Origin of the sequence: Streptomyces sp. NBC_00210 (assembly GCF_045160975.1) — a bacterium.
Classification (GTDB): domain Bacteria; phylum Actinomycetota; class Actinomycetes; order Streptomycetales; family Streptomycetaceae; genus Streptomyces.
In genome coordinates this window covers 1,392,796-1,418,164 of record NZ_CP108120.1, presented here as the reverse complement: position 1 = coordinate 1,418,164, position 25,369 = coordinate 1,392,796, and the positions used below count along the sequence as shown (strand labels likewise).

Below are 25,369 nucleotides of genomic sequence, written 5' to 3'. Positions count from 1 at the left end.
AGACGGAGCGGACTCGCGGGACACTCGTGCCCGCTGTCGCCTTCACCGGCTGTGCAACTGGCGCCGCACCAGTTCGTGGAGATGCCCGCCCGCATGGGCGAGCAGATCGGACGGCCGGCCCTGCTCCACCACCCGGCCGTCCGACATCACGATCACGCGATCGGCGTCCATCACCGTGGACAGCCGGTGGGCGATCACTACACGGCTCGCGCTCAGCGCTCGGGTGGACTCGATCACGATGCGCTGGGTCTCGTTGTCCAGCGCGCTCGTCGCCTCGTCGAAGAAGAGGATGCGCGGGCGGCGGATCAGGGCCTGGGCGATCATCAGACGCTGGCGCTGGCCGCCGGAGATCGCACCGCCGCCGGAGATCATCGTGTGCAGGCCCATCGGCATGCGCTTGATGTCCTCGGCGAGGCCCGCCAACTCCGCGGCCGCCCAGGCCTCTTCCTGGGAGAAGGCCTCGGCGCCGCAGATGCAGTCCAGGATCGATCCCGTGAGCGGCTGGGCGTTCTGCAGGACGACGCCGCACTGGCGGCGGACCGCCGCCTGGTCCAGGGCCGCCAGGTCCTGGCCGTCGTACAGGACGCTGCCCGAAGCCGGTTTGTCGAAGCCGATGAGGAGTCGCAGCAGCGTCGACTTGCCGCAGCCGCTGGGGCCGACGATCGCCACGAACTCGCCCGGCCGCACCTGGAGAGAGACGTCGTCGAGGACGAGCGGGCCGTCGTCGTTGTAGCGGAAGGAGAGCTTGCGGGCCTCGATCGCCCCGGACAGAGTGCCGGGCTGGGCACTGGCGCCGCGGACCTCCGGGGCCTCTGCCAGGACGGGCTTGATCTGCTCGAACATGGGCAGTACGGCGGCGGCCGAGACGAGCGCCCCGGAGATCTGGGTGACCGACGTCAGCAGCATGGTCACGGAGGTGTTGAAGGTCAGGAACTCGCCCGCCGACATGCTGCCGCGGGCCGGACCGGCGAGCAGCATGAACATGGTGAGCGAACAGAGCGGCAGATAGACCGCGTCGAGGACCGTCGTCAGATTTCTGATCCGGCCCGCCCGCTGCTGGAGCTCGCGCGAGCGGGCGAACTCCCGCGCCCAGGCGGCGTACGCGAAGCTCTCCGCCGCGGCGACACGCAGCTTGGGCAGTCCGCGCAGGGTCTGGAACGCCTGGTTGTTGAGCTTGTTGCCCAGCTCGACCAACTGCCGCTGCCAGCGCAGCTGCCACAGGCCCATGCCGAGGAACACGGCTCCGATGACGAGCAGCATCCCGATCGCCGTCAGCGCCAGCGGCACGCTGTAGCAGAGCAGCAGCATGAGATTCATGGCTCCGACCGTGCTCGCCTGGACGGCCACCGGGCCGATACCGGAGAGCACCCGCCGGATCGCGCTGATACCCATCGCCGCGCTGGCCAGCTCGCCGGTGGAGCGCTCGGTGAAGAACCGGGTCGGCAGCCGTAGCAGCCGGTCCCACACGGCCGGTTGCAACGACGCCTCGATCCGTCCTTCCATCCGCAGGACGGTGAGGTTCTGCAGCAGCATGAACGCGGCGGAGACGATGCTCGCGATCATGACGGCCAGCGCGACCTGGACGATGAGGCTCTTCTCGGCCGTCGGCACATAGACGCCGAGCACCTGTCCGGTGGCGATCGGCACCAGCGCGCCGAGGCCGACGGTGACCAGCGCGGCGAGCGTCAGATTGCGGACGTCGGCGCGCGTGTCGCGCAGGCTGAAGCGCATCAGCCGCCATGCGCTCATGGGGCGTTCGGGCAGCGGACGGTAGAACATCACCGCGCGCGGCTCGAGTTCCTCCGCGGTGGCCCCGCCGATGCGCATCCGCAGGCCGGAGGCCGGGTTCACCGCCTCGTACCGGCCGCGGCGCCACAGCAGGGCGACCGGGGCGCCGGACTTGGCCCAGTGACCCACCAGCGGACCGGTGTTGGTACGCCACCAGCGGCCGTCGAGCCGCACCGCGCGGGTACGGATACGTGAGGCGACGGCGATGCGCTCGACCGGACTGATCCGGTCATTCACCGCACCGCCCTTCGACCGCTCGCCGAGAGTGATCCCCGCCGCCTCCGCGACCCGTCGGCATACGGCGTACGTGGCGTCGTCCTCGGCGCCGTCCGAGGCGGCGGAGCCCCGGCCGGCCCGCTCCGGCTTTCCGATGGAAGCGACCAACGCCGCCTCCGCCCGGGCGCGGACGGCTTCGCCCGCCTTGATGCCCGCGGCCGTACGGTCCTCGTGAGCCCGCTCAAGACCTTCGATCCAGCGGTCCACGGCGGAGAGCAGCCGGTACTGCTGGTTGACCATCTGCTGCCACAGCGCACTGTCGACCAGCAGGTCGCCCGCCGCATCGGCGCTGTACGTGGCGCCGTACTGCACGCTGCCCGGCGGGACCGGCATCCACAGAATGTCGTCGTCGGCCATGGCCCCGTCGGTGGCCCGGCCCTCCAGGGGAGCCTGGAACAGGATGCCCAGGCCCCGTCCGGTGCCCAGAGCGAAGGCGTACTCCAGCGGGGTCGGTGCCTCGTACCCACTCTGATAGCCCGTCTCGTAGACGGTTTCGTACGTCCCGTACTCCGGCCGGTACAGCTCCCGCAGCCCAATCCGGTGCAACCGGCAGTCCTGTGACGGCCTGCCGATCAGCGTGTGCCGTGGGCCCTCCACCGGGCCGAGCAGCAGCGTGCCCGCCTCGAGCCGGCCCAGAAAGTGCCAGTGCCCCTGCTGAGCGGCATCCACCGCGAAGAGATCCAGGGCCCCGCCGACGACGAGCCACAGCACCTGTGGCCCCTCCAGCGACAGGCTGCGCAGCCCGGTGCAGTCGACCGGCGCGCCAAGACCCCCGACTGCATGGGTCACCGCGTCGGACTCGCCCGGTCCCGCGACCGCGGACGGGTGAACGGAAGCCACGTCAGTGCTCCTTGACCAGCTCGGCGTACGGACCCCCGGCGGCGACCAGATTCTCGTGCCGGCCGCGCTCGACGACCGAGCCGTGGTCGAGTACGACGATCTCGTCGCTGTCGCGCACGGTGCTCAGCCGGTGGGCGATCACGACGCAGGCGCAGCCGCGCCGCCGCAGATTGTCGATGATGATCCGCTCGGTCTCCGCGTCGAGAGCGCTCGTCACCTCGTCCAGGACGAGGATGCTCGGCCGCCGCACCAGCGCCCTGGCGATCTCCAGACGCTGGCGCTGTCCGCCGGAGAAGTTGCGGCCGTCCTGCTCGACCCGGCTGTGGATGCCTTCGGGACGCCGTGCGATCACGTCGTACAAGGCGGCGTCTGAGAGGGCGGCGACCACGGCATCGTCCGGAATCGAGGGGTCCCACAGCGCCACGTTGTCCCTGACCGTGCCCTCGAAGAGGAAGACGTCCTGGTCGACGAAGGAGACCGAGGCCGCGAGCGCGCTGCGGGAGATGTCGTCGAGGCGCTGCCCGTCGATGCGGATCGTGCCCTCCCACGGGCTGTAGAGACCGGAGATGAGCCGCGAAACGGTGGACTTGCCGCTGCCGGACCCGCCGACGAGCGCAACCTGCTGCCCGGGACCGACCGTCAGCGAGAAGTCGCTGAGGAGAGGCTTGTCGAGCGGGCTGTAGCCGAAGGTGATGTTCTCCAGCGACACATGGCCCTTGAGCCTGCGGGTGTTCGCGTCGGTCTCCCGGCGCGAGTACAGCGAGTCGACCGGGAAGCTCTCGACATCCTTGAGCCGGGCCACGTCCGCCGCGAAGTCCTGGATCCTGCCCGCCACCCCGTTGAGCCGGGTGATGGGTGCGGTGAAGCGGGTCACCAGCGCCTGGAAGGCGACGAGCAGACCGATCGAGATATGGCCCTCCACCGCCCGCAGGCCGCCGATCCAGAGGATCAGCGCGCTGTTGAGGGTCGCGAGGGTGGGCGCCACCACGGCCAGTACCGCGCTCGGCACACCGAGACGCTGCTGCTCCTCCAGTGTGGTGGCATGCTGGCCCGCCCAGCGGCGGAAGTATCCGTTCTCCCCGCCGGTGGCCTTCATGGTCTCGATCAGCTGGAGACCGGTGTACGAGGTGTTGGTCAGCCGGGCGCTGTCCGCGCGCAGCTTCTGGGTGTGGGTGGCCCGCAGCCGGACCACGATCCGCATCGCGACCACATTGAGCAGGGCGATCCCTATGCCGATGACGGTCAGTTGGGGGTCGTACGTCCACAGCAGTACGGCGTAGAGGATCACGACGACGCCGTCCACGCCCGCGGCGGCGAGGTCACGCGCCAGTGTCTCGGCCACCGCGTCGTTGGACTGGAGCCGCTGGACCAGATCGGCCGGACTGCGCTGGGCGAAGAAGGTGACCGGCAGTCTCAGCAGATGCCGCAGGAACCGGGCACTGCTGAGTGTGGAGGAGATGATGCGCCCTCGGAGCAGGTTCGCCTGTTGCAGTGCGGTCAGCACCGCGGTGAGCGCGACCATCGCCGCCATCGAGGCGAACAGCGGCCCGAGCATTGAGGTCTGATTGCCGATCAGGAACATGTCGATGTACGTACGGCCCAGCGCGGGCACGGCCGCCCCGACGGCGACGAGCAGCAGGCTGGCCAGCAGCGCCGCCAGCAGCGTGCCGGTCGTGCCCCGCATCCTGGCGGGCACGGCCCCCATGACGCCCGGCTTGCGGCCGCCCCGGCGGAAGCCGGCGGCGGGCTCGAAGATCAGGGCGACCCCGGTGAAGCTGGTGTCGAAGTCCTCCGTCGCGAGAAAGCGGCGGCCCTTGTCGGGGTCGTTGATGTGCACGCCACGGCGGCCGAACCGCCGTCCCATGCCGTCGTACACGACGTAGTGGTTGAACTCCCAGAACAGGATCGCGGGCGCCCGCATCTCGGCGAGCGCGGCCGGTTCCATCTGCATGCCCTTGGCCTGCAGGCCGTAACTGCGCGCCGCCTTCAGCAGATTGCTGGCCCGTGAGCCGTCCCGGGAGACACCGCAGGCGATTCGCAGCTCTTCGAGCGGCACATGCCGCCCGTAGTGCGCGAGCACCATGGCCAGCGACGCTGCGCCGCACTCCAGCGCCTCCATCTGAAGAACCGTGGGGGTGCGCACGGTCTTCTGCTTCTTCGCCTTGGGGGCGGGGACGGCGCGGCGCGTGCCACGCCGGCCAGACGGCGCATCTTCGGGACGATGGCGGCCGCGGCCGCCTGCCGGCGGCAGTTGCTGCTGGGCGGTCATGGAAGCAGCCAACCGATCGGATGCTGCTCGGCCAGCCGGATGGCGCCGGTGGCGAGCGTCATGGAGTCGACCGCGTACGGCGGGCCGTCCGACGACGACCAGGCATAGCCGGACTTGGTGCGCGACGAGGGGTCGAGCCGTACCAGGACCGCCACGGGCTGGCCGGACTTCGAGAACAGCTCGCCCAGCTGGCTGCTGCCGAGGAAGCCGGTGATCCGCTGCCGGGTCTGAGCGGTCCGGCCGACGGCCTTCACACGGCCGCGCAGTACGCCGTACTGCTGGGTCGGCACCGACTGGACGGTGAGATCGACCGACGCGCCCACCGGTACGTTCGATCCGCTGTCGGCCGGTACGTACAGGACGGCCATCAGAGGGTCGTCGGCCTGCTCGACCCGTTCCACGGCGGCCACGTCGGTGCCGGTGGTGACCACCGAGCCGATGTCGGCGACCAGAGCCGTCAGCCGGCCGGCGGTGAGTGTGCGGACGGTGGTGTCGCCCTTCGCCGTACGGACCTTCAGCAGGGGAGCGTTGGCGGGTAGCCTCTTGCCCTCTTCGGCGAGCACCTCGGTGACCTGGCCGGAGACCGGGCTCTGCAGGACATAGCTGCCCTGGGCATGGGTGAGGATTCCGGACGCGCCGAGGGTGGAGCTCACGGTGCCGGTCACGGCCCAGACGGATGCGGCGAGCATCACGGCGACCGTGACGGTGAGCACGAGCCGGCCCTGGGGCCGGGCGAAGCGCACCGGAAGGTCGATTTCCTCGGGCGACTGCAGCTTGGAAAGGGCCTGTTGGCGGAACTGCACGACACTCTTCCCTCAACTGCGGCGGTCTGGGCGGGGGAGCCGGGTAGGCGCCTCCGTTGGCGGGCGTGGGTGGTGGACGCGGGTGGTGGGCGCGGGGTGGCGGCCGTATGCCCCGGACCCTGGGGCGGGTCCGTGGCATTGGGCCCGGCCGGTCGGCAAGGAGGGGAAGCCGACGAGCCGAAGTCACCGCTGGTGGCTGTGCCGCTCGGCGGCACAGAACCGGCTCAGAGACCGGCGACGAGGCCCGTGACGCCGGCCGTGTTGATGCCGGTCGCGCCCTCGGCGGTGCCGATCACGGAGCCGACGGTGCCCGACGCGGCGCCGACGAGACCCGAGACCGGGACGACGGAGTCGAGGGTGGTCGTGGTGGCGCCGACAGCCGTGCCCACGAGACCGCCGGACACGCTGTCCAGGTCGGCGTCGGAGATTTCCTGGGTCGCAACCTGGGGGGTGGAGTTCATGATGAGCTTCCCTTCGCATGGATCTCGAATTGCTGCGACTGAGCCTTTCGGCCGCCGCAGTGCGATGGATCAAAGCACGCAGGCTCGTATGGCAGCCAATCCGACTGCCGCTGATCCGGGCGGTATGCGGCCGCAGAATTACCTCTCGTGGACATGCGTCCATGGATTGGTGGCAGCTTCTTCACGTCCCGCCCCCTCGGCAATTCCGTTGAACCGGCGCCCGCTTGACGGTGAACGGGACATTCCCGCATCAACTGGCTGAAGCCCTGGTCAGGGCCGGTGTGCCGCACCGGATGCTGTGTGACGGCTGCGCCTTCGATGTGCAGATTCGCTGGAGGAATAAATTCCGGCGCCAGGTGTCGTACGCGCCGCACTCGTCTATGTGTGGGGAGTGTTTCTGCGGTGTGTCTTCAGGTCCTGAGTGCCGGTTGTGTGCGACTCCTGAAGAAAGGGACATCAGCCAAAAACGCCGTTGCATCGGGTGAGTGCGGAGAAGTCGATTTCCGTCCGATATCTCAAGGCATTGCCGCCTCGGCGCCTGCTCGTGGCCTTTTGGGCGGTCGCGGCGCAGCCGTTGACAGCTGACGATCCGTCAGGAAACGTGGATGGACATGGCGAAGATGCGCGCGCGTCTCATCGGTCTCCTCGTCCTCATGACTGCCTCCCTGACACCGCCGGGCGCACCGTCGGCCGCGGCGCCCGTTGCCGATCCCCTCTGGTTCGACGAGCAGGCGGCCACCGCCTTCACGGTCGAAGGCGGCCGTTTCGCCGACGGACTGGGCCGCGAGGTGGTGCTGCGCGGATACAACGTCTCCGGCGAGACCAAGCTGGAGGAGAACGGCGGACTGCCCTTCGCGTCCGTCGCCGACGCCGAGAAGTCCGCGACCGCGCTGCGTGCGCTCGGCGGCGGCAACACCGCTCGCTTCCTGCTGTCGTGGGCACATGCCGAGCCCGTACGGGGTCAGGTGGACCGCGCGTACCTCGCCGCCGCCACCGCACAGATGCGGGCATTCATCAAGGCCGGCATCCGGGTCTACCCCGACTTCCACCAGGACCTCTACTCCCGGCATCTGTTCAACCAGGGCAGCTGGTACACCGGCGACGGAGCGCCCAAGTGGGTCGTCGACGCGGGCGGCTATCCACGGGAGTCGTGCGGGATCTGCCTCTTCTGGGGCCAGAACATCACCCAGAACGAGGCCGTGAAGAAGGCGACCTACGACTTCTGGCACAACAGGGGCGGCGTCCAGGACGCCTTCCTCGCGACCGCGCAGACCGTCATGACGTACTTCGCCGAGCACCTCACCGGGGCCGAGTTCGCCGCTGTCGTCGGCTTCGACCCGTACAACGAGCCGCACGCCGGCTCGTACGACTCCGGCCAGAGCAGCCGCGGCTGGGAGCGGGACCTGCTGTGGCCCTTCTACGAGAAGTTCCGGGCCCGCATGGACACGGCCGGGTGGCGCAGCAAGCCCGCCTTCGTCGAACCGAACCTCTTCTGGAACGCCAACCTCGCCTTCCAGAAGCAGGAGGGCGGCCTCCTCGACGCGGGCGGCGCCATCGGCCCTCGGTACGTCTTCAACACCCACTTCTACGACCAGAAGGCCATCTCAGGCGTCTTCATGTGGGGCAAGGCCGCCGACGGCCAGTACGCAGGCGACTTCGGCGCCGTACGAGACCGGGCGTCGGACGCCGGTACGACGGCGGTCGTCAGCGAGTTCGGCCACCCGCTGAGCGGAACGGTCTCCGACAAGGCTCCGACCGTGTACAAGGCGATGTATCAGGCCCTGGACTCCCGGCAGTCCGGGGCCGCTTGGTGGTCCCGCCCTCATGACTCGGGGCCGGTGCTGTCCGGTACGCAGTGGCAGTGGGACATCTACCACGGCCGCCACCACGAGCTCATGAACGGCAACCCCGACAAGGTCCTGACGGCGGCAGACGCCTGGAACGAGGAGGACCTGTCGGCCGTACGCCTCGACGACTCGGGCAGGCCGGTACTGCGCCAGGACACCAGGCTGCTGGACCGCCTCTATCCGAGCGCAACGGCGGGCCGGGTGATGGCTTTCACGTACGAGGACCGGTCGCGCGACGGCACCATCACTCTGACCTGGAACCCGGTGCCGAAGTCGCTCCCGCGCGTGGCTGAACTCGTCGGCGCGGGGCAGTACGGCCTGTTGCTGTGGCGCTCGGACGGCACCTTGGCACCCACTGAACTGCACCTGCCTGCGTCCTTCGACAGTCCTCGCACGACGGTGGTCTCGGACCTCGGCGCACTGTACGGGCTGCCCTCGTACGGGGCGGGCGTGCCGATCGCGGCTGCCCCGGAGCCGGGCGGGACGGGCAGCCGCCGACTGCTGCTCACGGCGCCGGGCCCGGCGGGCCTGCACTACGCCCTGGTGACGAATGGCGCGAAGGCGCCGTCGGCCGGTCTGTTGAAGGGCGCGCAGGACGAACTGGCCGCGTGGGCGGCCGACAGGGCGGGATTCTGACTCAGACCGACAGCGCGTCGACCAGCCCCGCCAGCGCGGCGGCAAGGGCGGTGAGGCCCGGGCCCGCCGCCCCACCTGGTTCCGACATGTATGTGTCCCGGCGGATCTCGATCATCAGGGCGCTGACACGTTGGTCCTTGCCGTAGTACTTCAGCGGCCCGTAGGTGCCGGCGAATGGGCTGTTGATCCCCGTGCCGCCGAAGCCGGCGAACGCTTTCTCCGCGTGGGCGAGCAGCTGTGGGGGAGTGTGGAAGTCGTCCGTACCCAGGCAGATCGGCGGGCGCGTTCCATGACCATGGAGTTCGTAGGGCAGCGGCTCGGTCGGATACGAGTGAACGTCGATGACGACGGCACGCCCCGTCGCGGCCAGCCGCTCGCCGACCGCCGCGGTCATCGCCTGCGCGTACGTGTGGAAGTAGCAGTCGATCAGCGGCTGCGGGTCCGCGCCCGGCGGGCGGAGCCGGTCGCGGTGCGTGGTGTGCGTATAGACGGCGCCCATGCCGACGGCCAGCATCTCCTCACGCTCGTCCGGGAAACGCTCGGGGTCGGTCACCAGGCGGGACAGGCCGTTGACGAACCGCCAGGCAGTGACGGGCGCGGCTCCCACCGCTGCCGCGGCGATCTCGGCCGTGTGGGAGTCGGTGATGTGGTCCAGCTCCGACTCGAGCGCACGGTCGTCCAGCACGATGCCGTCACGCACCGACTCGGGAATGACCCGCGAGGAGTGCGGGACATGAAGGATTACGGGCGAGTCGGCGGCGCCGGGAAGGAGCTGGAAGGACTGTGGTGGGTGGTTCATGTCTTTCTCTGCGCCTTGTCGTCGACGGAGTGCCACGGTGAACACCTTGCCCTGCGCACGGGCCGGGTTCAGCCGCCGGTGTCCGAACATTCGCTGTTGTCGCCGCCACTGCGGCACCCCACTTCGCCGGTGAACGAGGGCGCGGGAGCGGGGTGGTTGCGCTTGTCCTCATACTGCTGGACCGCAAGCCCGCCGAAAAACCCCGCCGCCAAGATGACGGCTATGAACCCCTGGCTGCACACCGTCACCACAGCACCGGACCGCGACGCGATCACACACGCCACCAGCGCCAGGGCCCCGACCACACCGGCGGCGACGAGATAGCCCCACAACGGGTCGGCTCTCACCACCTTCCCCGTGTCGAGATTGAACGCCGACAACGCCCAGCGGCCGAAGATCAGCAGCAAGGCAAGGACTTCGAGGAACAGCAGCCCCAGGGCAGCACCCACGTCCGCGCCCCGATCAGCACGAGGCTTTACGGAGGCGTCGAACGCCACGGGCGCGGAAGGAAGGTCCATATCCACAATCCTGGCGAACGGATCAGGCCGACACATGGGTACGGGTACTCAGTGCGTCGGACTCCGTGCTCGCCCCTCGGGCCCGCCCGGTGACCGCCTGCTCCTAGTCGATCAAGCGGCTGATGCCGCCCTGGCCGTCCATGCCGTTCCAGATCACGGCCCCAAGCCAGATCGGGTACCAGAACACCTGCTCCGGCAGGATGGAGGCAGCAAGGAGCCAGACAACGGGCAGCAGGCTGAACAGCAGACAGCAGCACAAGCCGCCCCTACCGGTAGGGGCCGTACCGAACGAAGCGCTCCCAGCCGCCGCGGCCCACCGCGACAGGGGAGCGGGACACATCCTTCGAGTCGCGGACGAGGACGGTCTGTTCGTTTGTGGCTACCTCGACGCATGCTCCACCTTCGTTGGAGCCGTAGCTGCTCCGTATTAAGGCGAGATGTGCAGCTGTCTCCGTGGAACCATGCAGGTCCTGATGCTGCCGTAACGCCCACGGTGGCGGAGCAGTCCCGGCCCGCGGGGAGGAGCCCCCAGGCCGGGACGGGTGACCCGTCCGTGTCACCTCTTGGAGCAGCGCAGGTGCTCAGGGGCGACGGCGGAGCCCATGACCCGCATGCCGGTGTCGTTCGGGTGCAGATGGTCCCCGCTGTCGTACGCCGACAGGATCCGGGTCGGTGCGGCTGGGTCCTTGATCGCCGTGTCGAAGTCCGCCACCGCGTCGAAGGCTCCGCTGTCGCGGATGAAGGAGTTGACCTCCAGCCGGACCGCCTCGCCGCTCGGTGTCCACTGGCGCCAGCCCTCGTACGGCATGACGGTCGCCCCGACGACGCAGACGCCCGCGGCATGGGACCTCGCGATGATCTGCCGGTATCCGGCGATCAGTTCGGCGGCGGTGGGGGCGGGGGTCGCCTTGATGTCGTTGACGCCTTCGAGGAGGACCACGGTGCGCAGGCCCCGCTGCGACAGGACGTCCCGGTCGAGTCGCCTCAGCGCGCTCTGGCCGGCGCCGTCGGTGAGGACCCTGTTGCCGGAGATCCCTTCGTTGGCGACGCCCTTGATGCGGGTGCGGGGATCGTTCTGGAGGGCGCGGGAGAGGACCTCGGGCCAGCGACGGTTGGTGTCGGCCGTCGACGAGGCGCCGTCGGTGATCGAGTCGCCGAGCGTGACCACGGCGCCGGTGCCGCGCCGGGCGTCCACGACGGTCGCGTCGAGGTAGAACCAGGAGTTGGTCCGCGTGGTGTACGCGGTGGCGGACTCGTCCGCGGAATGGTCGCCGGTGGGCGCGATGTAGGAGGTCTGGAGCGCCATCTTGTGGCCGGTCACGGGGCCGCCCGCCTGCTGTACGTACAGGCTGACGGCCAGGTCGGACTGCGGGCGCACGGTGCCGAGCAGCGGATCGCTGTACACGCGGCCCCTGGGCGGGACGGTGACCGTGGCCGAACCGGCGAAGGACAGTCGGCGGTTGCTGCCGGGGACCAGGGCCGCGCCGGAGGACCGCAGCCCCGCATAAGCGCGGCCGAAGGTCACCGGCTGGTTGCCGTAGGCGTTGGAGAGCCGGATCCGCAGCCCGCTGCCGCCGGCGCTGGTGTGCACGACGAGCCGGTAGGTCCTGTCCTGGGCGGCGGCCGGGCCGAGCAGGTCGGTGCTGGCGGCCCACGTGACGACGGGCGACGTGCGGGGCGCGGGTGCGGAGTGGGCAAGGTTGGTGGTGAGGAGTGCGGCGACGGCCGCGGCGGCGGTCAGGGTGGGCAGGGCGCGTCTGCGTAAGAAGGATCTGTTCGTGATGCTCATGTGCCGATTCCTCCTGGACGGCTCGGGACTCGGTGAGCCCCGGGGATGAACGCATGAACATGCCTGTGCAGGTGCTGTAGGTATTCACTCCCGGCACGCCGAGCGCCGTCCATACCGCCGCACGCGGTCCGACCTGCAATGAACTCCCGTTCCTGGGAGCCGGGTTGCTTGCCGCAGGCCACTCCTCCTGCGAGGACCACATGATCGACTGACCGAGAATTCCTGAGCACCCAGGGAGCTTCGTATGACTGGGAGTGAGCTGTCCGTCCCCAGGATCGACACCAGCAGGCCGCACCCGGCGCGGGTGTACGACTGGTTCCTGGGCGGCAAGGACAACTACCCGGTCGACGAGGAACTCGGCCGGCACTCACGGAGGACGAGCTCCGGCCGATTGCCGCGTTCGGGCAGGAGCGGGCGAGGCTTGAACATCGTCGGATCTGCTGACCGACGGTGCCTGCGTGGCTAGCATGAAACCTGAATTCGCTTACGCGACAGGGGGAACGTCTGTGCTGGAGATCGATGCGATGCTCGACCAGATCGTGCCGGCAGCCGAAGCGGCGGTCGTCGCCTATGGAGTGAGTGTGCTGACCCGGGCCCAGGACGAGACGGCAGGGGCGACCGTACGGCTGGGGCAGCGGCTGCTCGCCAGGATCCTGAACCGCGGCGTCGACGCGGACGCCGACCCCGTTCGAGCGACCGTCACCAGCCTGGCGGACGCGGACGCGGGCGCGGACCGGGACATGCTCGCCCTGCGGCGCGCGGAGTTGAGGATCGCGCTGCGGGAGGCGCTCAGGGACTCCCCAGGCCTGGCCGATGAGCTCTCGGCGCTGCTGCCGGAGCGTCCCGCCGTCCAGGCCGACGGCGAGCGCAGCGTCGCCCTCGCCGGAAACAACTCCGGGATCATTTCCACCGGCGACGGTGCGAAGAACACCCTGCACCAGTGAGCGGCAGGCCCGGTCTGCAGAAGCCGGACCCCGCTGTGCATACCCCTGGCCAGCCGGGCGGCGACCGGTCGATCAAGGTCGACGGTGGCAACTCGGGCATCGCGAGCACCGGCGACAACGCGATCAACGTGCTCATCAGCGCCGGAGAGATCTCCGCCGAGGACACGCTGGCCGAGATGGTCGATCGGCTTGTGCAGGCCGTCCGCGCCAGGCGTAGCTCCGTTGAGGACACGCTGGCCGACAAGGCCCATCTCCTCGCGCAGAACGTCAGCGACCGCCTGCAGCGTGAGGAGGAACAACAGCGGTTACGGGATCCGCACCCGTTGCCTGTGCACTGGCAACTGGCACCTCCGAAGGCGCCCGGCCGCCGGGACAGCATCCGCAACGCCCTGGCCGGGGCGACAGCTGCTGCCCCGCTGGACCTGGCCGGTCAGCTGGATGAGATCGCGGCCGTCTACGAGCGGACAGAGTCCGGCTGGCTGATGGTGCTGGGCGGGGCAGGCTCGGGGAAGAGCATCCTGACGCTGCGTTTCGCACTGGCCCGGCTGAAAACGCGCACTCAATCCGACAGAACACCGGTACCGGTGATCTTCAGCCTGGGATCGTGGAATCCCACCACCACCCCACTGCGGGACTGGTTGATCAGCCACTTGGAGCGGGACCAGCCCTTTCTGGCGGGAGCCAGCCCCAACGGATCAACGTGGGCCGCCGCGCTGGTCGGTGCCGGCTACGTCCTACCGATTCTGGACGGGTTCGACGAGATCGCCAACGGCCTGCGCGGACCCGCGCTGAAAGCACTCAACGCGGCCACCCTGCCGCTGCTGGTGACCAGTCGCCACGCCGAACTCGAAGCCGCCGTGAGGGCAACCAAGGTTGTTCCCTGCGCCGTCGGTATCGAATTGACCGACCTCACCCTGGACGACTCCGTCAACTACCTGCTGCGCGCCACCAATACGACCCTCACCAACGGCACGGACACCACCACCCCGACCGGGTGGCAGCACGTCCTGAACGAGTTGCGCTGCCATCCCCACACACAAGCCGGCGCCAATCTCGCCGCCGTGCTGACAACCCCCCTGATGGTCACACTTGCCCGCACCATCTACGAATCCGACCGCAACCCATCGGAGCTGCTGGACATCAAGCAGTTCAGCACCCGAGAAGCCCTTGAAGACCATCTCCTGGACAACGTCATCCCCACCGCCTACTCGCGCTTTCTCAGCAACCCACCCGCGGCAGAACAGCGGCGCTGGGACCCCGAACTCGCCCAGCACTGGCTCGGCTACCTCGCCGCGCACCTGAGACAACTCAAGACACATGACATTGAATGGTGGCGGCTGGGAACGAGCATGAATCTCTCCTCACGGATGCTCGTGGTCGGGGTCACGGTCGGAATTCTGTCGGGGCTCACGGTCGGGCTCGTGTACGGGTCCACGCTCGGGCTCGTGTACGGGCCCGCGTGGTGGCTCAGTGAGGGAGTCGTCGACATTCTTCTGAATGGGCTCGGGATCGGGCTCGCCTTCGGGCTCATGCACGGCTTCGCCACGAAGCTCAAGGCCGGCGGCCCGGTATTTGAGCCGTCGCGCATGCACATACAGATCCGCGGCGGGTCGAAGAGAGTGAAGGAGAGTTTCCTCCCCAGAGTTCGGGGCGGGCTCGCGGGCGGGCTGGTCTTCGGGGTCGTGTTCGGGCTCGGAATGGCGGTCTATGTGGGTCTCCTGGATTGCCCCTGGACCATGATCGCCTTAAGGCTCGGGGACTGGCTCGTGGCCGGGCTCGCGCTCGGCCTGGCGGTCGGGCTCGTACTCGCTCTCATGGCCGGGCTTGAGGCTCTCATCGAGACGAAATCCTCGGTCAGCCCGTCGGACCTGTTGAACACGAACCGCACGACCGTGCTCGCCCAGGTGCTCGCGGTCGGGCTGGCGCTCGGGATCGGGTTCGGGATCGTGATCGCGCTCGTGAACGGGTTCGCACTCGGGGTCACGAGCGGACTCGCGGGCGGGCTCACGGTCGGGCTCGGGGTCGGCACGTTGACCGCTTGGGGCCGGTGGGTGGTCCTGGTCCGCCTCTGGCTGCCCCTGACAGGGCGGCTCCCCTGGGCGGTGAACGCTTTCCTGGACGACGCCTACCAGCGAGGCGTGCTGCGCCAGGCCGGCGCGGTCTACCAGCTCCGCCACGCGCGGCTCCGGGATCGCCTGGCCGAGGTCTACGAGCAACACGAACAGTCGACGGCAGGTGGTCGCTGATGAGTGTCAGGCATCGCACGGCAGGCAGCACAAGGAGGTACGGGGAGCCAGTCGCCCTTGGAATCGCGGCGACCGTGACAGCCGCGGTCTCAATCGTGGGGGCGTCAGGCTCCCGAACCGCTTCCGCTGAACCGGTTTCGCTCACGCTGCACTACACCTGCACATTTTCGGGCCTCGGCAACCAGCCCGTGACGATGGAGCTCGAATCGGATATCCCGAATTCGATGAAAGTCGGCAAGGCCAGCCCGAAATCCGCCTTGGACGGAGTGGCGACCGTGGGTGCGAGCTTCACGCAGTTGGCCGCCCTGGCCGGCGCGAAGACCCTTGAGGGCTCGTTGGACGGGAACGCCACCGTGACCGCACCGCAGGGCAGCATCCCCCTGACCGTGCCCATGACGATCCCCAGGACCCCCATCCCGCCGTCCGGTTCGTTCGACGTCACCGCCAGGGGCACCGCGCCCTCCCTCACCTTCAGCCGACCGGGCAACGCGAAGGTCACCGTTGGCGACCTCACTTTGCACCTCACCCCGAAGGACGCAAACGGCCGCACGACCGCCGTTGGCACGATCAACGCACCCTGCGCACTGGACTCCGGGCAGAACACGGTCCTGCAGTCGCTCGTCATCACGGAGCCGGTGAAGGCAACGGCAACGACGACCGGCGGGGCCTCCTCCGGGACGACCGGCGGGACCGGTTCCGGAGGGAGCGGAGACGGGACCGGTCCCGGATCCGCCGGCGGGGCCACCACGGGCACGCGGCCCGGAGCAGGGTCCGGCCGCTCGACGTCGGGTACGTCGGGTACGTCAACTACGCCGAGTGCGTCGGCACACAGCTCGACCGGGTCCGCACCCCGCCCCCCTACCGCTTCGCAAGGAGCACCGACCGTCGATACGGCACGGGACGATGCGACCAGCGCCGCCGACGACAACACGGCCGATGAGCTGGACCCCAAGAATCCGATCGTGCTGACGATGGGCGTCCTCGTGGCGGGCGGCGCCGCCGCCGTTGTCGGTTTCGGCTCACGGCTGAGGAAGCGCCACTCCGGCAGCGCAGACGACTGAGCTTGATCTCTCTGCGGTCGCGCTGGTTGCTGTACTTCGCTGCTGTACGGCCAGGGCCGACGGTCAGGTGGTGGCTGTCAGCCCCACCGCGACGATCAGACACAGGACGCCGAAGACGGCGCCTATCCATCCGACTACGAGGACGACCATGCGTGCCAAGGGCGTAGCGAGCGCCGATCCTTCCAGGCGCGACGGTTCACGCCTCCATTGGCGTTGCTTGTAGATGAGGTACAGCCCCAACAGCAAGAACCATGGCGCCATGGAAAAGAAATAGTCTGGCGGCGGCGAACCGTGCTGGGCCGCGGCGTAATCGTGGATCATTTCCCACCCTGTAGGACTGATGTTGGCGGCGATCAACTCATAGCCGTACTGCGACGGCCGCTCCCCAACGGGGGGCTTCACTACTCATGGGACGGCATGGAGACCGCTCGTGCCTGTTTCCTTGATCGACGGTATCGATGCCAACGTTCGGAGAGCGTGCCGGACGTCAGGGCGACCGAGGCGAAGACCGCGCACGTGATCCAATCCGCCGGCACGCCTGTCGCCTTCCCCAGCAGCCAGTACGCCAACACTGTGCCGACCCAGGTGACAAGCCACAAGACACCCTCTGACATCCAGCGCGCGTTCCTCACGGCCGAGACCATACACACTGCGGCGCGAGCCACAGAAGCCCCAGTTTGGAAGGTCCCGTATGCGGACGCCTACCGAGCTTCGACGGCGCTGACCTGCGGTGCGGCTGAACCGCCTCATTCCCCGTGGGTCCCCGCCCGCCTCCCACTGAGCGGGTATGCAGGGGGACGCTGCGCGGGGGATCTGGACAGAGGGGCTCTGCTCCGACATGCTGCATCGGCGATCATGCGCAGCGGCGGCTGCACGGTGCAATGGGGTGGGGTTGGTGAAGCGAGCACAGGCCGAGGCTTCGCCGCCGGAGCGCATCCGCTACTGGCTGACCCCTTTCCAGCGCGCGCTGCCCTTTCTGCCCATTGCTGTCCTCGGTGTTGTCATCGAGATCGCCGAGATCGTGGACTGGATGAGAGGGGATCCGTTCAGCTTTGGGGCTGCCAACCCGTTTTGGCTGTGGATTGTCATGCCGTTGTTGGGAGTGATCGTTTTCCCGCGCCAGGGGATCACCCTCACGCCGTCGGCGGCCGTCGTGCACAATCTGCGCAAGCGGATCATCCCGTGGTCCGACGTGCAAGGCGTCCACACCGAGTCTTCCCTGGGGCGGCGGACCGTCGTGATCTATGAGGCCACCGGTCGCTGCACCCTCCTGCGGGCGCCCGTTACCGGGGTCCTCAGCCGGGATCGCAGATTCGAGGAGAAATTCCACGCCATCGAACGATGGTGGCTGGCTCACCGCGGACCGGATTGGACTCCTGTCCCGCCACCGCGGACGCGGCGAGACGGTCAATCGTCGTCCAACGGGAACCCTTTCGCGCCTCCCGCGTAGTCGGCGGCTGACGCCCAACCGGCCCTGGAAACCACTCAGGGGCCCGACCCGCGATGCGGATCAGGCGCCAGACCTGGTACTTCACTGTCGGCTTGGCGGGATTTGAACCCACGACCTCTTCGTCCTCAACGAGCGGCTCTTCTACTGCTGGCGGCGCGACTTGCGCCCGCTGTTCCGGTGAGGCGCGGCGCTTGGGTGACCCTGCGACCGGGGCGGCCGGGGCAGGTCAGAGGCCGCCGGTGTTGAGCAGCCGGTTGGGAGTGTCGGAACGGACGCCGCGCACGACACCACGGGTGGCCGTGTGGTCGAGCCAGACGTGGACCTCGTGGGCCGTGGCGTGGGGGTGTGCCGACAGGTACAGCGCGATCACGCCGGTCGCATGCGGCGCGGCCCAGGACGTCGCACCGTCGTTTTCCGTGGTCGTACCGCCGCCGGCGAGGGCGGCGGTCACCTTCTGGCCGGGGGCGTACAGGTCCACGCACCGTCCGTAACCCGATCCGTAGGAGCCGCCGTCGCTCCACGCGCGGTCGTTCGAGGTGGAGGCCGCCACGACGATCGTGCCGGGGACGCCGGCCGGGGAGTGCTTGCAGGCGTCGTCATGGAAGTTGCCGGCCGACACCACCGTCGGGATCCCCGCGTCGACCATCTTCTTCACGGCGGACTCCACGGCCGCCGACCGGTGGTCGAAGTTGAGCGACATGTTCACCACCGCAGGCTTCTGCGCGTGCGAGGTGACCCACTTGACCGACTTCACCACGGCCGCCTCGGCCGCCGCCGGGGAACTGCCGCCCTCGCTCTCGCACAGGATGCCCTGGACCCGTACGAGCTCCGCCTTGGGCGCCACCCCGTACCTCGCCCCGCCGATGATGCCCGCCACGAACGTGCCGTGGCCGATGCCCCCCTCGCTGAAGCAGTCACCGGAGTCCTTCGGGCCCACGAAGTCGGCGCCGAGGTGGGCGCGTCCACCGAACTCCTTGTGAGCGATGTCCATCCCGGTGTCGATCACATAGACGTGAACGCCCTTGCCCGTGGCGGTGGTGGTGAACTTCCCGTTCAGCGGCCGCGACCGCTGGTCCAGAATGTCCAGGTTCCACGGCACGTGCCGGGTGATGGGCGACGCCGCGGTCTGCGCGATCCCGGACAACTTCCCCACGGTGCCGGGAGACGTCGGCGCCGAGCCGGACGACGCCCCGTCCCCGAAGGGCGCCACGGACTCCCCCTTCCCGTGCGCGGGGAGCGTCCCGCCGGTCCCCCCTGCCGCCGCGCCGGCTTCCCCGCCGCAGGCCGAGGCCCCGAGCACCGTCGCCATGGCCACCACCAGGAGACCGGCCTTCGTTACGTTCCGCGTCACAACGTCCCCCATATCCCTGCTTCGTACGCAGTCAGCGCACAAGACGACCACAGGGGGCGGGCGGTTCCGGCAGGGCGTGGGGGTGGGTCGGTTCACGCGCTCATGCCTACGAACGACCAGATCAGACCCACGCGTGAAGGGTAGGACAGCCCTCGGCTTCTCGGCGACAGCCGAATTTCGGCCGGACCAGGGAGCAAAGGTCCTGGATACCCAAATTCTCCTTATGATTCAGGTGTGTTCGACTCGCGGCACATCAAGACGTTCCATGAAGTGGTCACGACCGGTTCCTACTCGGCGGCCGCTCGCGCGCTCGGCTACACCCAGCCCGCGATCACCCAGCAGATGAAGGCCCTCGAACGGGACGTCGGCACACCGCTGTTCGTCCGCGTCGGCCGGGGCATTCGGCTCACCGAGGCGGGACAGGCGCTGTCTCGCCACGCCACGGTGATCCTCGACACCTTGTCCGCGGCCCAGCAGCAGATGAATGCCCTCACCCGGCTGCGCTCGGGGCGGGTCCGCGTCTGCGCCTTTCCCAGCGCCAGCGCCACCCTGATCCCCGAGGCCATGGCCCGGCTTGCCGCCGCCCACCCCGGCGTGCGCGTGGACCTGATGGAGAGCGAGCCGCCCGAGTCGCTGCAGCGGCTGGTGCGTGGGGAGTGCGACATCACGCTCGCCTTCACCTATCCCGGCCTGCATGAACAGGTGCCGGAGGAACTGGTGGAGATCCCGCTGCTGGAGGACCAGCTGACGGCACTGCTGCCGGCCGGGCATCCGCTGGCGCGGCGACGGGCCGTCCAGCTGACGGATCTGGCTCAGGAGCGCTGGATAGCCGGGTGTCTGCGCTGCCGGGCCAATCTGCTGCATGAATGCGCCGAGCAGGGCTTTGTGCCGGACATCGCCTTCATGACCGACGACAACCTCGTGGTGCAGAGCCTGGTCGCGGAGGGTCTGGGGGTCGCGATGATGCCGGCGCTCGTACTGAACTTCCTCTGTCACCCAAAGGTCACCGGGAGGGCGCTGCAACCTGCCTCGCGGCGCCAGATCTCGGCGTACGTACTGAAGGAACATCTGCGGATCCCGGCGACGGCGCTGGTGCTCGACGGGCTGAAGACGGTCGCGGCGAACAAGGTCGGCTGCTGAGCGTCACTGAAACGGGTCTGTCTTCTTCCTGAACTCATAAGCGGAGTTTGGGAAGTGGCGAACAAACCCTCCTTGGACGTGATGATCGGGCAGGCCGACTCTGCCCATATGACCACCTCGACCGCTTTCAGCGCCGCGCGCACGACCGCCCGTCTCGATCTGCTGATCGCCGAGGTTCGCGAGGCCGTCGGGCGCGGACTGCCACCGGATCTGACGGCGTATCTGGTCGGCGAGCGCCTGGCGCCGCACCTCAGTGCGGACGATCTGCTCACCCCGGAGCAGTGCGAGAGCGACCCCGAGCGCTACCGCCAGCATCTGCTGCACGCCGAGCACGACGGCAGCTTCTCGGTCGTCGCACTCGTGTGGCTGCCCGGCCAGGGGACCTCCGTGCACGACCATGTGTCGTGGTGCACGACAGGTGTGCACGAGGGCGAGGAGTACGAGAGGCGCTACCGCCTCGTCCCGTCCCAGGCCACGGGCGCGGCCGCCCGCCTCGTCGCCACCGAAGACGTCGTCAACGCCCGCGGCGCGGTCTGCGGATTCGCCCCGCCCGGTGACATCCACCGGGTCTGGAACGCGGGCACCGGCCGCGCGATCTCCCTGCATGTCTACGGGGCGGACATCTCCCGCCTCGGCACGAGTGTCCGCCGCGTCTACGAGCTGCCGGCCGACCGCTGATGGCGCTGCTGAGGGAACGGGCCGCGGCAGCCGGTCCGACCGCCTCCGCCGCGCCCGGCAAGCTGCCCGGTCTCGCGCTCGCCGTGCTCGGCGTCGGCGTCGCCTGGTGCGTCCATCGGCTGCTGCCGGACATACCGATGCTGACCGCATCCGTTGTGCTCGGCATCGTCGCGGCCCATCTGCCGCGCGTCCGAGCCGTCGTCCGGGGCGCCGCCCGCCCCGGACTCTCGTACGCCGGAAAGCGGCTGATGCGCATCGGCATCGTGCTGCTCGGACTGAAGCTGAGTCTGGACGATGTGCTCGGCCTCGGCTGGGCCACGGTCACCATGGTCCTCGGTGTCGTCGCCGCGACCTTCCTCGGCACCTGGTGGCTGGGGCGGCGTATCGGCCTGCCCGGCGATCAGCCGCTGCTCATCGCCGCCGGTTACTCGATCTGCGGGGCGTCCGCCATCGGCGCGGTGAGCGAGGCGAGCGACAGCGACGAGCGTGATGTGGCGACTTCGGTGGCACTGGTGACGCTGTGCGGGACGCTCGCCATCGCCGTACTGCCCCTGCTGCAACAGCCGTTGGGGCTGAGCGACGCCGAGTTCGGGCGATGGGTCGGCGCGAGCGTGCACGACGTGGGTCAGGTCGTGGCCACCGCGCAGACCGCCGGGCCCGATGCGCTCGGCGAGGCGGTCCTGGTCAAGCTGATGCGGGTGGCACTGCTGGCCCCCCTGGTGGCGGCGGTAGCGATGTCCGTACGGCACAGGAGGCGCGCGGGTGCGAGTGCGAGGAAGCGGCTGCCGCTCGTCCCGCTGTTCGTCGTCGGCTTCCTGGCGACGGTGGCTCTGCGCAGCACCGGACTGCTGCCGTACGCCGCGATCGACGCGGCACAGCACGCACAGGAACTCCTGCTTGCCGCCGCGCTGTTCGGGCTCGGCAGTGCGGTCGACCTGCCGTCGCTGACCCGCACTGGCGGGCGCGTCGCGGCGCTGGGCATGTGCGCGTGGGTGGTGGTCGCGGGGGTCTCGTACGGGGGTGTGCTGCTGGTGATGGCCTGAACGCAGCCGGGCAGTGCCGGGCTGCGCCCACCCCTCGACCCGTCCCGGCCGGACTTTCTCACGTTTACTGGCTCTCGCCCGGGTCGGGCGGTTAATCTCCAGGCAGCCGTAGTACGGCAGTTCAGCTCCTTCTGACCCAGGGAGCCCCACCGGTGAGCGACCCACACGCCCGCCGGATTGGGCGGAAGGACGTGGCGCCGCCGCAGTCCGGTGACAACTGACGACCGGGGGGAGTGAAGTGAGCACCAAGAGCGCCATGCGCGAGCTCCGCGACGAACTGGCGCGTGCTCTCGAGCTGGCCCAGCCGTCCAGTCCCGACGATGTGTTCACAGCTCTCTGTGCGCAGCTCAGCAGGCGTCGCGGCAGGCCGGTGGTGTACCGCCTGGTGGAGTTCCCGCCCCGGACGGCCAGCGGACTGTATCTGGACATGGTCGACCGGGACATCATCTGCATCCAGGCACACACCCGCCCCTGGCACCAGCTGGTCATCTTCGGCCACGAGGTCTGGCACATGGTCGCCGGCCACTGCGGGCAGCACCAGGCCGGTTCGGCGGTGGCCGGGCGTCTGGTCACGGACGACGCCGACCTGAACGCGACCCTCCACAACGTGGCGGCGCGCACGGACTTCCGGCAGGCCGAGGAAGCCGAAGCAGAAACCTTTGGCCTGGAACTCGGGGCGGCTCTGCGCGGGTGGCTGGAGGGGGCGGACAGCGCTGCACCGCGCAGCGCACTCGCCCAGCGGATCCACGACGCTCTCGGGCACCACCAAGGCTGACCCATGCGGAACTCTGACTACTACCTCCCGGCCGTCGCTCTGGGCATCGCCTTCGTTGCCAAACTGCCCGCCCTACGGCGCGGATGGCGCAATCCACTGGTGCGCTCGGTCTGCTTCCTGGTCTTCGCCGCGGGCATCTGCTTCTTCTTCGCCGCCCCACCCACCATCAAGGCGGTCAACGATCTCACCGGCGTCCCGAACTTTTCGGGTCCGCTGGTCTACTGCATCATGTCCGCCTTCAGCTGCGCCTGCCTCGTGCTCATCGTCAACTGGCGTGGTGGTCCACCGGAGTTGGTCAGGCGCAGCTCACGAAGGTGGATGGCCTGGTACGCCGCGGTCATCACCGCCCTGCCCGTCTTCTTCGCGCTCAGCAACGCGCCGGTCGAGCGGCTCCGTGACCTGGACACCTATTACGCGACCACGCCGTTCATCCGGGAGATGATCGTCACCTACCTCGCCGCACACATGGTCGCCGCTGTCGTGACGACGACGCTGTGCGTGCGCTGGGCACGGGCCGTCAGCGAGTGGCTCCGCGTCGGCCTGGTCGTGCTCGTGATCGGATTCGTACTCAACCTGCTCTTCGGTATCGCCAAACTGACCGCGGTCATCGCCCGTTGGACGGGCCGGGACCTGGACTCCCTCAGTACGACGGTGGCACCGCCCATCGCCGCTTCCGGAGGCCTGATCGTGACCGTCGGGTTCCTGCTGCCGCTGCTGGGCCCGCAGATCAGCGGCGTCTGCCATGCCTGGATCACCTATCTGCGGCTCGGCCCGCTGTGGCGGCAGCTGCGCTCCACCCCGGGGGACCATGTGCCGCTGCCGCAGATCCCCTGGTGGGCCGCTCCCGATATGCGGCTGACCGTCCGGGAGACCGGCATCCACGACGAGCTGCTCAAACTGCAACCGCACCTCGACGACGTCGTACGGCAGCGTGCGCATGACGCGGCGATCGGCAACCGGGCCTCGACGCAGGCCGCGGAGGTCGTGGGGGTGGCCGCCATGGTGGTTGCCGCCGCCGAGACGAGGTGCAACAAGCCCGAGCCGGAAGCCGATGCCCACATCCCCGCCGGAGCGGTCGCGCTGACAGCGACCCTCAGCCCAGGACGCGAGCGGCTCGTGCAGCTTTCGCGTGCCCTCAAGTCCCCCTTCGTGGCCGCTGCCCGCAAGCAGGCGGCCCCTACAGAGAGCAGTTCGCGATGACGCGCCCCGACCAGCCCGCCCATTCCGCCACGTCCCGCCGTGCCGTGGTCATCGGCGGTGGAATGGCCGGCATGCTCGCGGCTGCGGTTCTGGCCGACTTCAGCAGCGAGGTCACGGTCATCGAGCGCGATGAGCTCCCGGAAGGGCCCGAGCCTCGTAGATCGCTGCCCCAGGCGCGTCATGTCCATGTGCTCTGGTCCGGCGGGGCCCGCGCCTTCGAGCAGCTCATCCCGGGCATCACCGACCGCTGGCTGGCCGCCGGAGCCCGGCGCATCCCGCTGCCAACGGGCCTGGTGTCGATGACGGCACAGGGCTGGCTCAGACGCTGGCCGGAGATGCAGTACATGATCGCCTGCACCCGCGATCTGCTGGACTGGGTGGTGCGCAAACAGGTCCTCAGCCTGCCGGGCGTCACCCTGTTGCAGCGTCACGAAATGCAGGCCTTGGAGGGCAATGGCAGCCAGGTGACCGGCGTGCGGGTGCGCACACCCGAGGGAGACGAGATCACCGTCGGCGCCGACCTCGTCGTCGATGCCAGCGGTCGCGGCTCGCGAGCCGTCGAGTGGCTGCAGGCGCTGGGCGTCGGCGCCATCGAGGAGGCTGAGGTCGACTCGGGCCTGGTGTACGCCAGTCGTCTCTACCGGGCGCCCGAGGGCAGCGAGAACTTCCCCATCGTCAACGTCCAGTCCGACCCCGGCGACCATGTCCCCGGCCAGACGGCGACGATCGTCCCCGTCGAGCAAGGGCGCTGGCTGGTCACACTCTCGGGTACGCGGGGAGGCGAGCCGTCCCGCGATCCGTCCCGGTTCGAGTCCTTCGCCCGCTCGATCCGGCACCCCGTCGTCGGCGAGCTGATCTCGATGACGACACCGCTCTCGGAGGCCGTGTCCCTTTCCCGCAGCACCGTCAACCGCCGCCGGTACTTCGAGAAGGCCTCGGCATGGCCCGGCGGATTCATCGTGGTCGGCGATTCGGTGGCCACGTACAACCCGCTGTACGGCCAAGGCATGACCGTGGCGGCACAGGGCCTCGTGGAGCTGAAGAACGCCCTGAAGCGGCACGGGCTCGGTGCACCGGGGCTCGCCCGCCGCGTCCAGCGCGCCATCGCCCGCCCCGCCGGTCTCGCCTGGGAACTGGCGACGTCCCAGGACATCCTCTACCCGGGCGCCGTGGGCCAGCAGCCGCGAGCAGGCACCGCGGCCGCGAACCGCTATGTCAACAGGCTGGTCCGTACGGCGACCGGTCGCGCCCAGGTCACGCGGGCGTTCCTCGGCGTCGTCACCATGTCAGAGCCCGTCACGTCGTGGATGCACCCGGACATCGTGGCGGGAACCCTGCGCGGTCCCGGCAGGAAGCCGCTGAGCGGCCCCCCGCTGACCGAGGAGGAACTGAAGGTGGTCGTCGGCCGGGGCGGCCGCGCCACGCAGGTCCAGCCCACCTCCGCGCAGTGACGAT

The 25,369-nt window shown here is 69.2% G+C and carries 22 protein-coding genes and 1 pseudogene; 12 read left to right on the top strand and 11 right to left on the bottom strand.

Annotated features, from left to right (window positions below; all coding sequences use genetic code 11):
- Positions 1–42: 42 nt before the first annotated feature.
- The 4 genes from OG729_RS06400 to OG729_RS06385 form a co-directional block, all read right to left on the bottom strand.
- Positions 43–2,904: an NHLP bacteriocin export ABC transporter permease/ATPase subunit gene (locus OG729_RS06400; RefSeq protein WP_405804834.1), complete on the bottom strand. Its 2,862-nt coding sequence runs from the start codon at positions 2,902–2,904 to the stop codon at positions 43–45.
- 1 nt (position 2,905) lies between these two features.
- A complete protein-coding gene (locus tag OG729_RS06395; RefSeq protein WP_405804832.1) occupies positions 2,906–5,173 on the bottom strand; it encodes an NHLP family bacteriocin export ABC transporter peptidase/permease/ATPase subunit in 2,268 nt (755 codons plus the stop codon).
- Positions 5,170–5,976 carry an HlyD family efflux transporter periplasmic adaptor subunit gene (locus OG729_RS06390; protein ID WP_405804830.1) on the bottom strand — a complete coding sequence of 269 codons (807 nt, stop codon included), beginning with the start codon at positions 5,974–5,976 and terminating at the stop codon, positions 5,170–5,172. Before OG729_RS06390 ends, OG729_RS06395 begins: the two co-directional genes overlap by 4 nt.
- A gap of 224 nt (positions 5,977–6,200) precedes the next feature.
- Positions 6,201–6,437, bottom strand: a complete 237-nt coding sequence (locus OG729_RS06385; RefSeq protein ID WP_360881140.1) for a type A2 lantipeptide — start codon at positions 6,435–6,437, stop codon at positions 6,201–6,203.
- A 611-nt stretch (positions 6,438–7,048) separates the two neighbouring features.
- Here OG729_RS06385 and OG729_RS06380 point away from each other — a divergent pair.
- Positions 7,049–8,920, top strand: coding sequence for a cellulase family glycosylhydrolase (locus tag OG729_RS06380; RefSeq protein ID WP_405811069.1), 1,872 nt, complete (start codon positions 7,049–7,051; stop codon positions 8,918–8,920).
- 1 nt (position 8,921) lies between these two features.
- On the opposite strand, the gene OG729_RS06375 is transcribed toward OG729_RS06380, so the two are convergent.
- The 5 genes from OG729_RS06375 to OG729_RS06355 all read right to left on the bottom strand — a co-directional run bounded on the left by OG729_RS06375 (position 8,922) and on the right by OG729_RS06355 (position 12,026).
- Positions 8,922–9,719, bottom strand: a complete 798-nt coding sequence (locus tag OG729_RS06375) for an N-formylglutamate amidohydrolase (RefSeq protein WP_405804828.1) — start codon at positions 9,717–9,719, stop codon at positions 8,922–8,924.
- Between the two features lie 68 nt (positions 9,720–9,787).
- The gene (locus tag OG729_RS06370; protein WP_405804826.1) at positions 9,788–10,216 is read right to left on the bottom strand and encodes a DUF6234 family protein; all 429 of its coding nucleotides are present in this window, start codon (positions 10,214–10,216) and stop codon (positions 9,788–9,790) included.
- 124 nt (positions 10,217–10,340) lie between these two features.
- The gene (locus OG729_RS06365; RefSeq protein WP_405804824.1) at positions 10,341–10,496 is read right to left on the bottom strand and encodes a hypothetical protein; all 156 of its coding nucleotides are present in this window, start codon (positions 10,494–10,496) and stop codon (positions 10,341–10,343) included.
- Positions 10,497–10,503: 7 nt separating this feature from the next.
- Positions 10,504–10,797 (bottom strand): DUF397 domain-containing protein, encoded by a 294-nt coding sequence (locus tag OG729_RS06360; RefSeq protein ID WP_405804822.1) that lies wholly within the window; start codon positions 10,795–10,797, stop codon positions 10,504–10,506.
- The gene (locus tag OG729_RS06355) at positions 10,794–12,026 is read right to left on the bottom strand and encodes an SGNH/GDSL hydrolase family protein (RefSeq protein WP_405804821.1); all 1,233 of its coding nucleotides are present in this window, start codon (positions 12,024–12,026) and stop codon (positions 10,794–10,796) included. Before OG729_RS06355 ends, OG729_RS06360 begins: the two co-directional genes overlap by 4 nt.
- A gap of 244 nt (positions 12,027–12,270) precedes the next feature.
- On the opposite strand from OG729_RS06355, the pseudogene OG729_RS06350 reads away from it, so the two are divergent.
- From OG729_RS06350 to OG729_RS06335, 4 genes and pseudogenes are all read left to right on the top strand, one after another.
- Positions 12,271–12,444 (top strand): annotated as a pseudogene (locus OG729_RS06350) (SAM-dependent methyltransferase); the annotation flags it as partial.
- An 88-nt stretch (positions 12,445–12,532) separates the two neighbouring features.
- Complete coding sequence (locus OG729_RS06345; protein ID WP_405804819.1) at positions 12,533–12,970, top strand: hypothetical protein; 438 nt, start codon at positions 12,533–12,535, stop codon at positions 12,968–12,970.
- Positions 12,967–15,216, top strand: coding sequence for an NACHT domain-containing protein (locus tag OG729_RS06340; RefSeq protein WP_405804817.1), 2,250 nt, complete (start codon positions 12,967–12,969; stop codon positions 15,214–15,216). Before OG729_RS06345 ends, OG729_RS06340 begins: the two co-directional genes overlap by 4 nt.
- Positions 15,216–16,277, top strand: coding sequence for a DUF6801 domain-containing protein (locus OG729_RS06335; protein WP_405804815.1), 1,062 nt, complete (start codon positions 15,216–15,218; stop codon positions 16,275–16,277). Before OG729_RS06340 ends, OG729_RS06335 begins: the two co-directional genes overlap by 1 nt.
- A gap of 63 nt (positions 16,278–16,340) precedes the next feature.
- Here the strand turns inward: OG729_RS06335 and OG729_RS06330 are convergent, their stop codons facing one another.
- Complete coding sequence (locus OG729_RS06330) at positions 16,341–16,634, bottom strand: hypothetical protein (protein WP_405804813.1); 294 nt, start codon at positions 16,632–16,634, stop codon at positions 16,341–16,343.
- Positions 16,635–17,172: 538 nt separating this feature from the next.
- On the opposite strand from OG729_RS06330, the gene OG729_RS06325 reads away from it, so the two are divergent.
- Positions 17,173–17,727: a hypothetical protein gene (locus OG729_RS06325; protein ID WP_405804812.1), complete on the top strand. Its 555-nt coding sequence runs from the start codon at positions 17,173–17,175 to the stop codon at positions 17,725–17,727.
- 226 nt (positions 17,728–17,953) lie between these two features.
- On the opposite strand, the gene OG729_RS06320 is transcribed toward OG729_RS06325, so the two are convergent.
- Positions 17,954–19,078 carry a S8 family peptidase gene (locus OG729_RS06320; RefSeq protein ID WP_405804811.1) on the bottom strand — a complete coding sequence of 375 codons (1,125 nt, stop codon included), beginning with the start codon at positions 19,076–19,078 and terminating at the stop codon, positions 17,954–17,956.
- Positions 19,079–19,312: 234 nt separating this feature from the next.
- On the opposite strand from OG729_RS06320, the gene OG729_RS06315 reads away from it, so the two are divergent.
- From OG729_RS06315 to OG729_RS06290, 6 genes are all read left to right on the top strand, one after another.
- The gene (locus OG729_RS06315) at positions 19,313–20,218 is read left to right on the top strand and encodes a LysR family transcriptional regulator (protein ID WP_360881282.1); all 906 of its coding nucleotides are present in this window, start codon (positions 19,313–19,315) and stop codon (positions 20,216–20,218) included.
- A gap of 108 nt (positions 20,219–20,326) precedes the next feature.
- Positions 20,327–20,896 (top strand): cysteine dioxygenase, encoded by a 570-nt coding sequence (locus OG729_RS06310; RefSeq protein ID WP_405811068.1) that lies wholly within the window; start codon positions 20,327–20,329, stop codon positions 20,894–20,896.
- Complete coding sequence (locus tag OG729_RS06305) at positions 20,896–21,939, top strand: YeiH family protein (RefSeq protein ID WP_405804810.1); 1,044 nt, start codon at positions 20,896–20,898, stop codon at positions 21,937–21,939. Before OG729_RS06310 ends, OG729_RS06305 begins: the two co-directional genes overlap by 1 nt.
- A gap of 256 nt (positions 21,940–22,195) precedes the next feature.
- Positions 22,196–22,714: a toxin-antitoxin system, toxin component gene (locus tag OG729_RS06300; RefSeq protein WP_405811066.1), complete on the top strand. Its 519-nt coding sequence runs from the start codon at positions 22,196–22,198 to the stop codon at positions 22,712–22,714.
- A gap of 3 nt (positions 22,715–22,717) precedes the next feature.
- Entirely contained in the window at positions 22,718–23,914 is a 1,197-nt protein-coding gene (locus tag OG729_RS06295; protein ID WP_405804808.1) for an MAB_1171c family putative transporter, read from the top strand.
- Positions 23,911–25,365 carry an FAD-dependent oxidoreductase gene (locus tag OG729_RS06290; protein WP_405804807.1) on the top strand — a complete coding sequence of 485 codons (1,455 nt, stop codon included), beginning with the start codon at positions 23,911–23,913 and terminating at the stop codon, positions 25,363–25,365. The genes OG729_RS06295 and OG729_RS06290 overlap by 4 nt, the downstream gene beginning before the upstream one ends.
- The last annotated feature ends 4 nt before the right edge of the window (positions 25,366–25,369 follow it).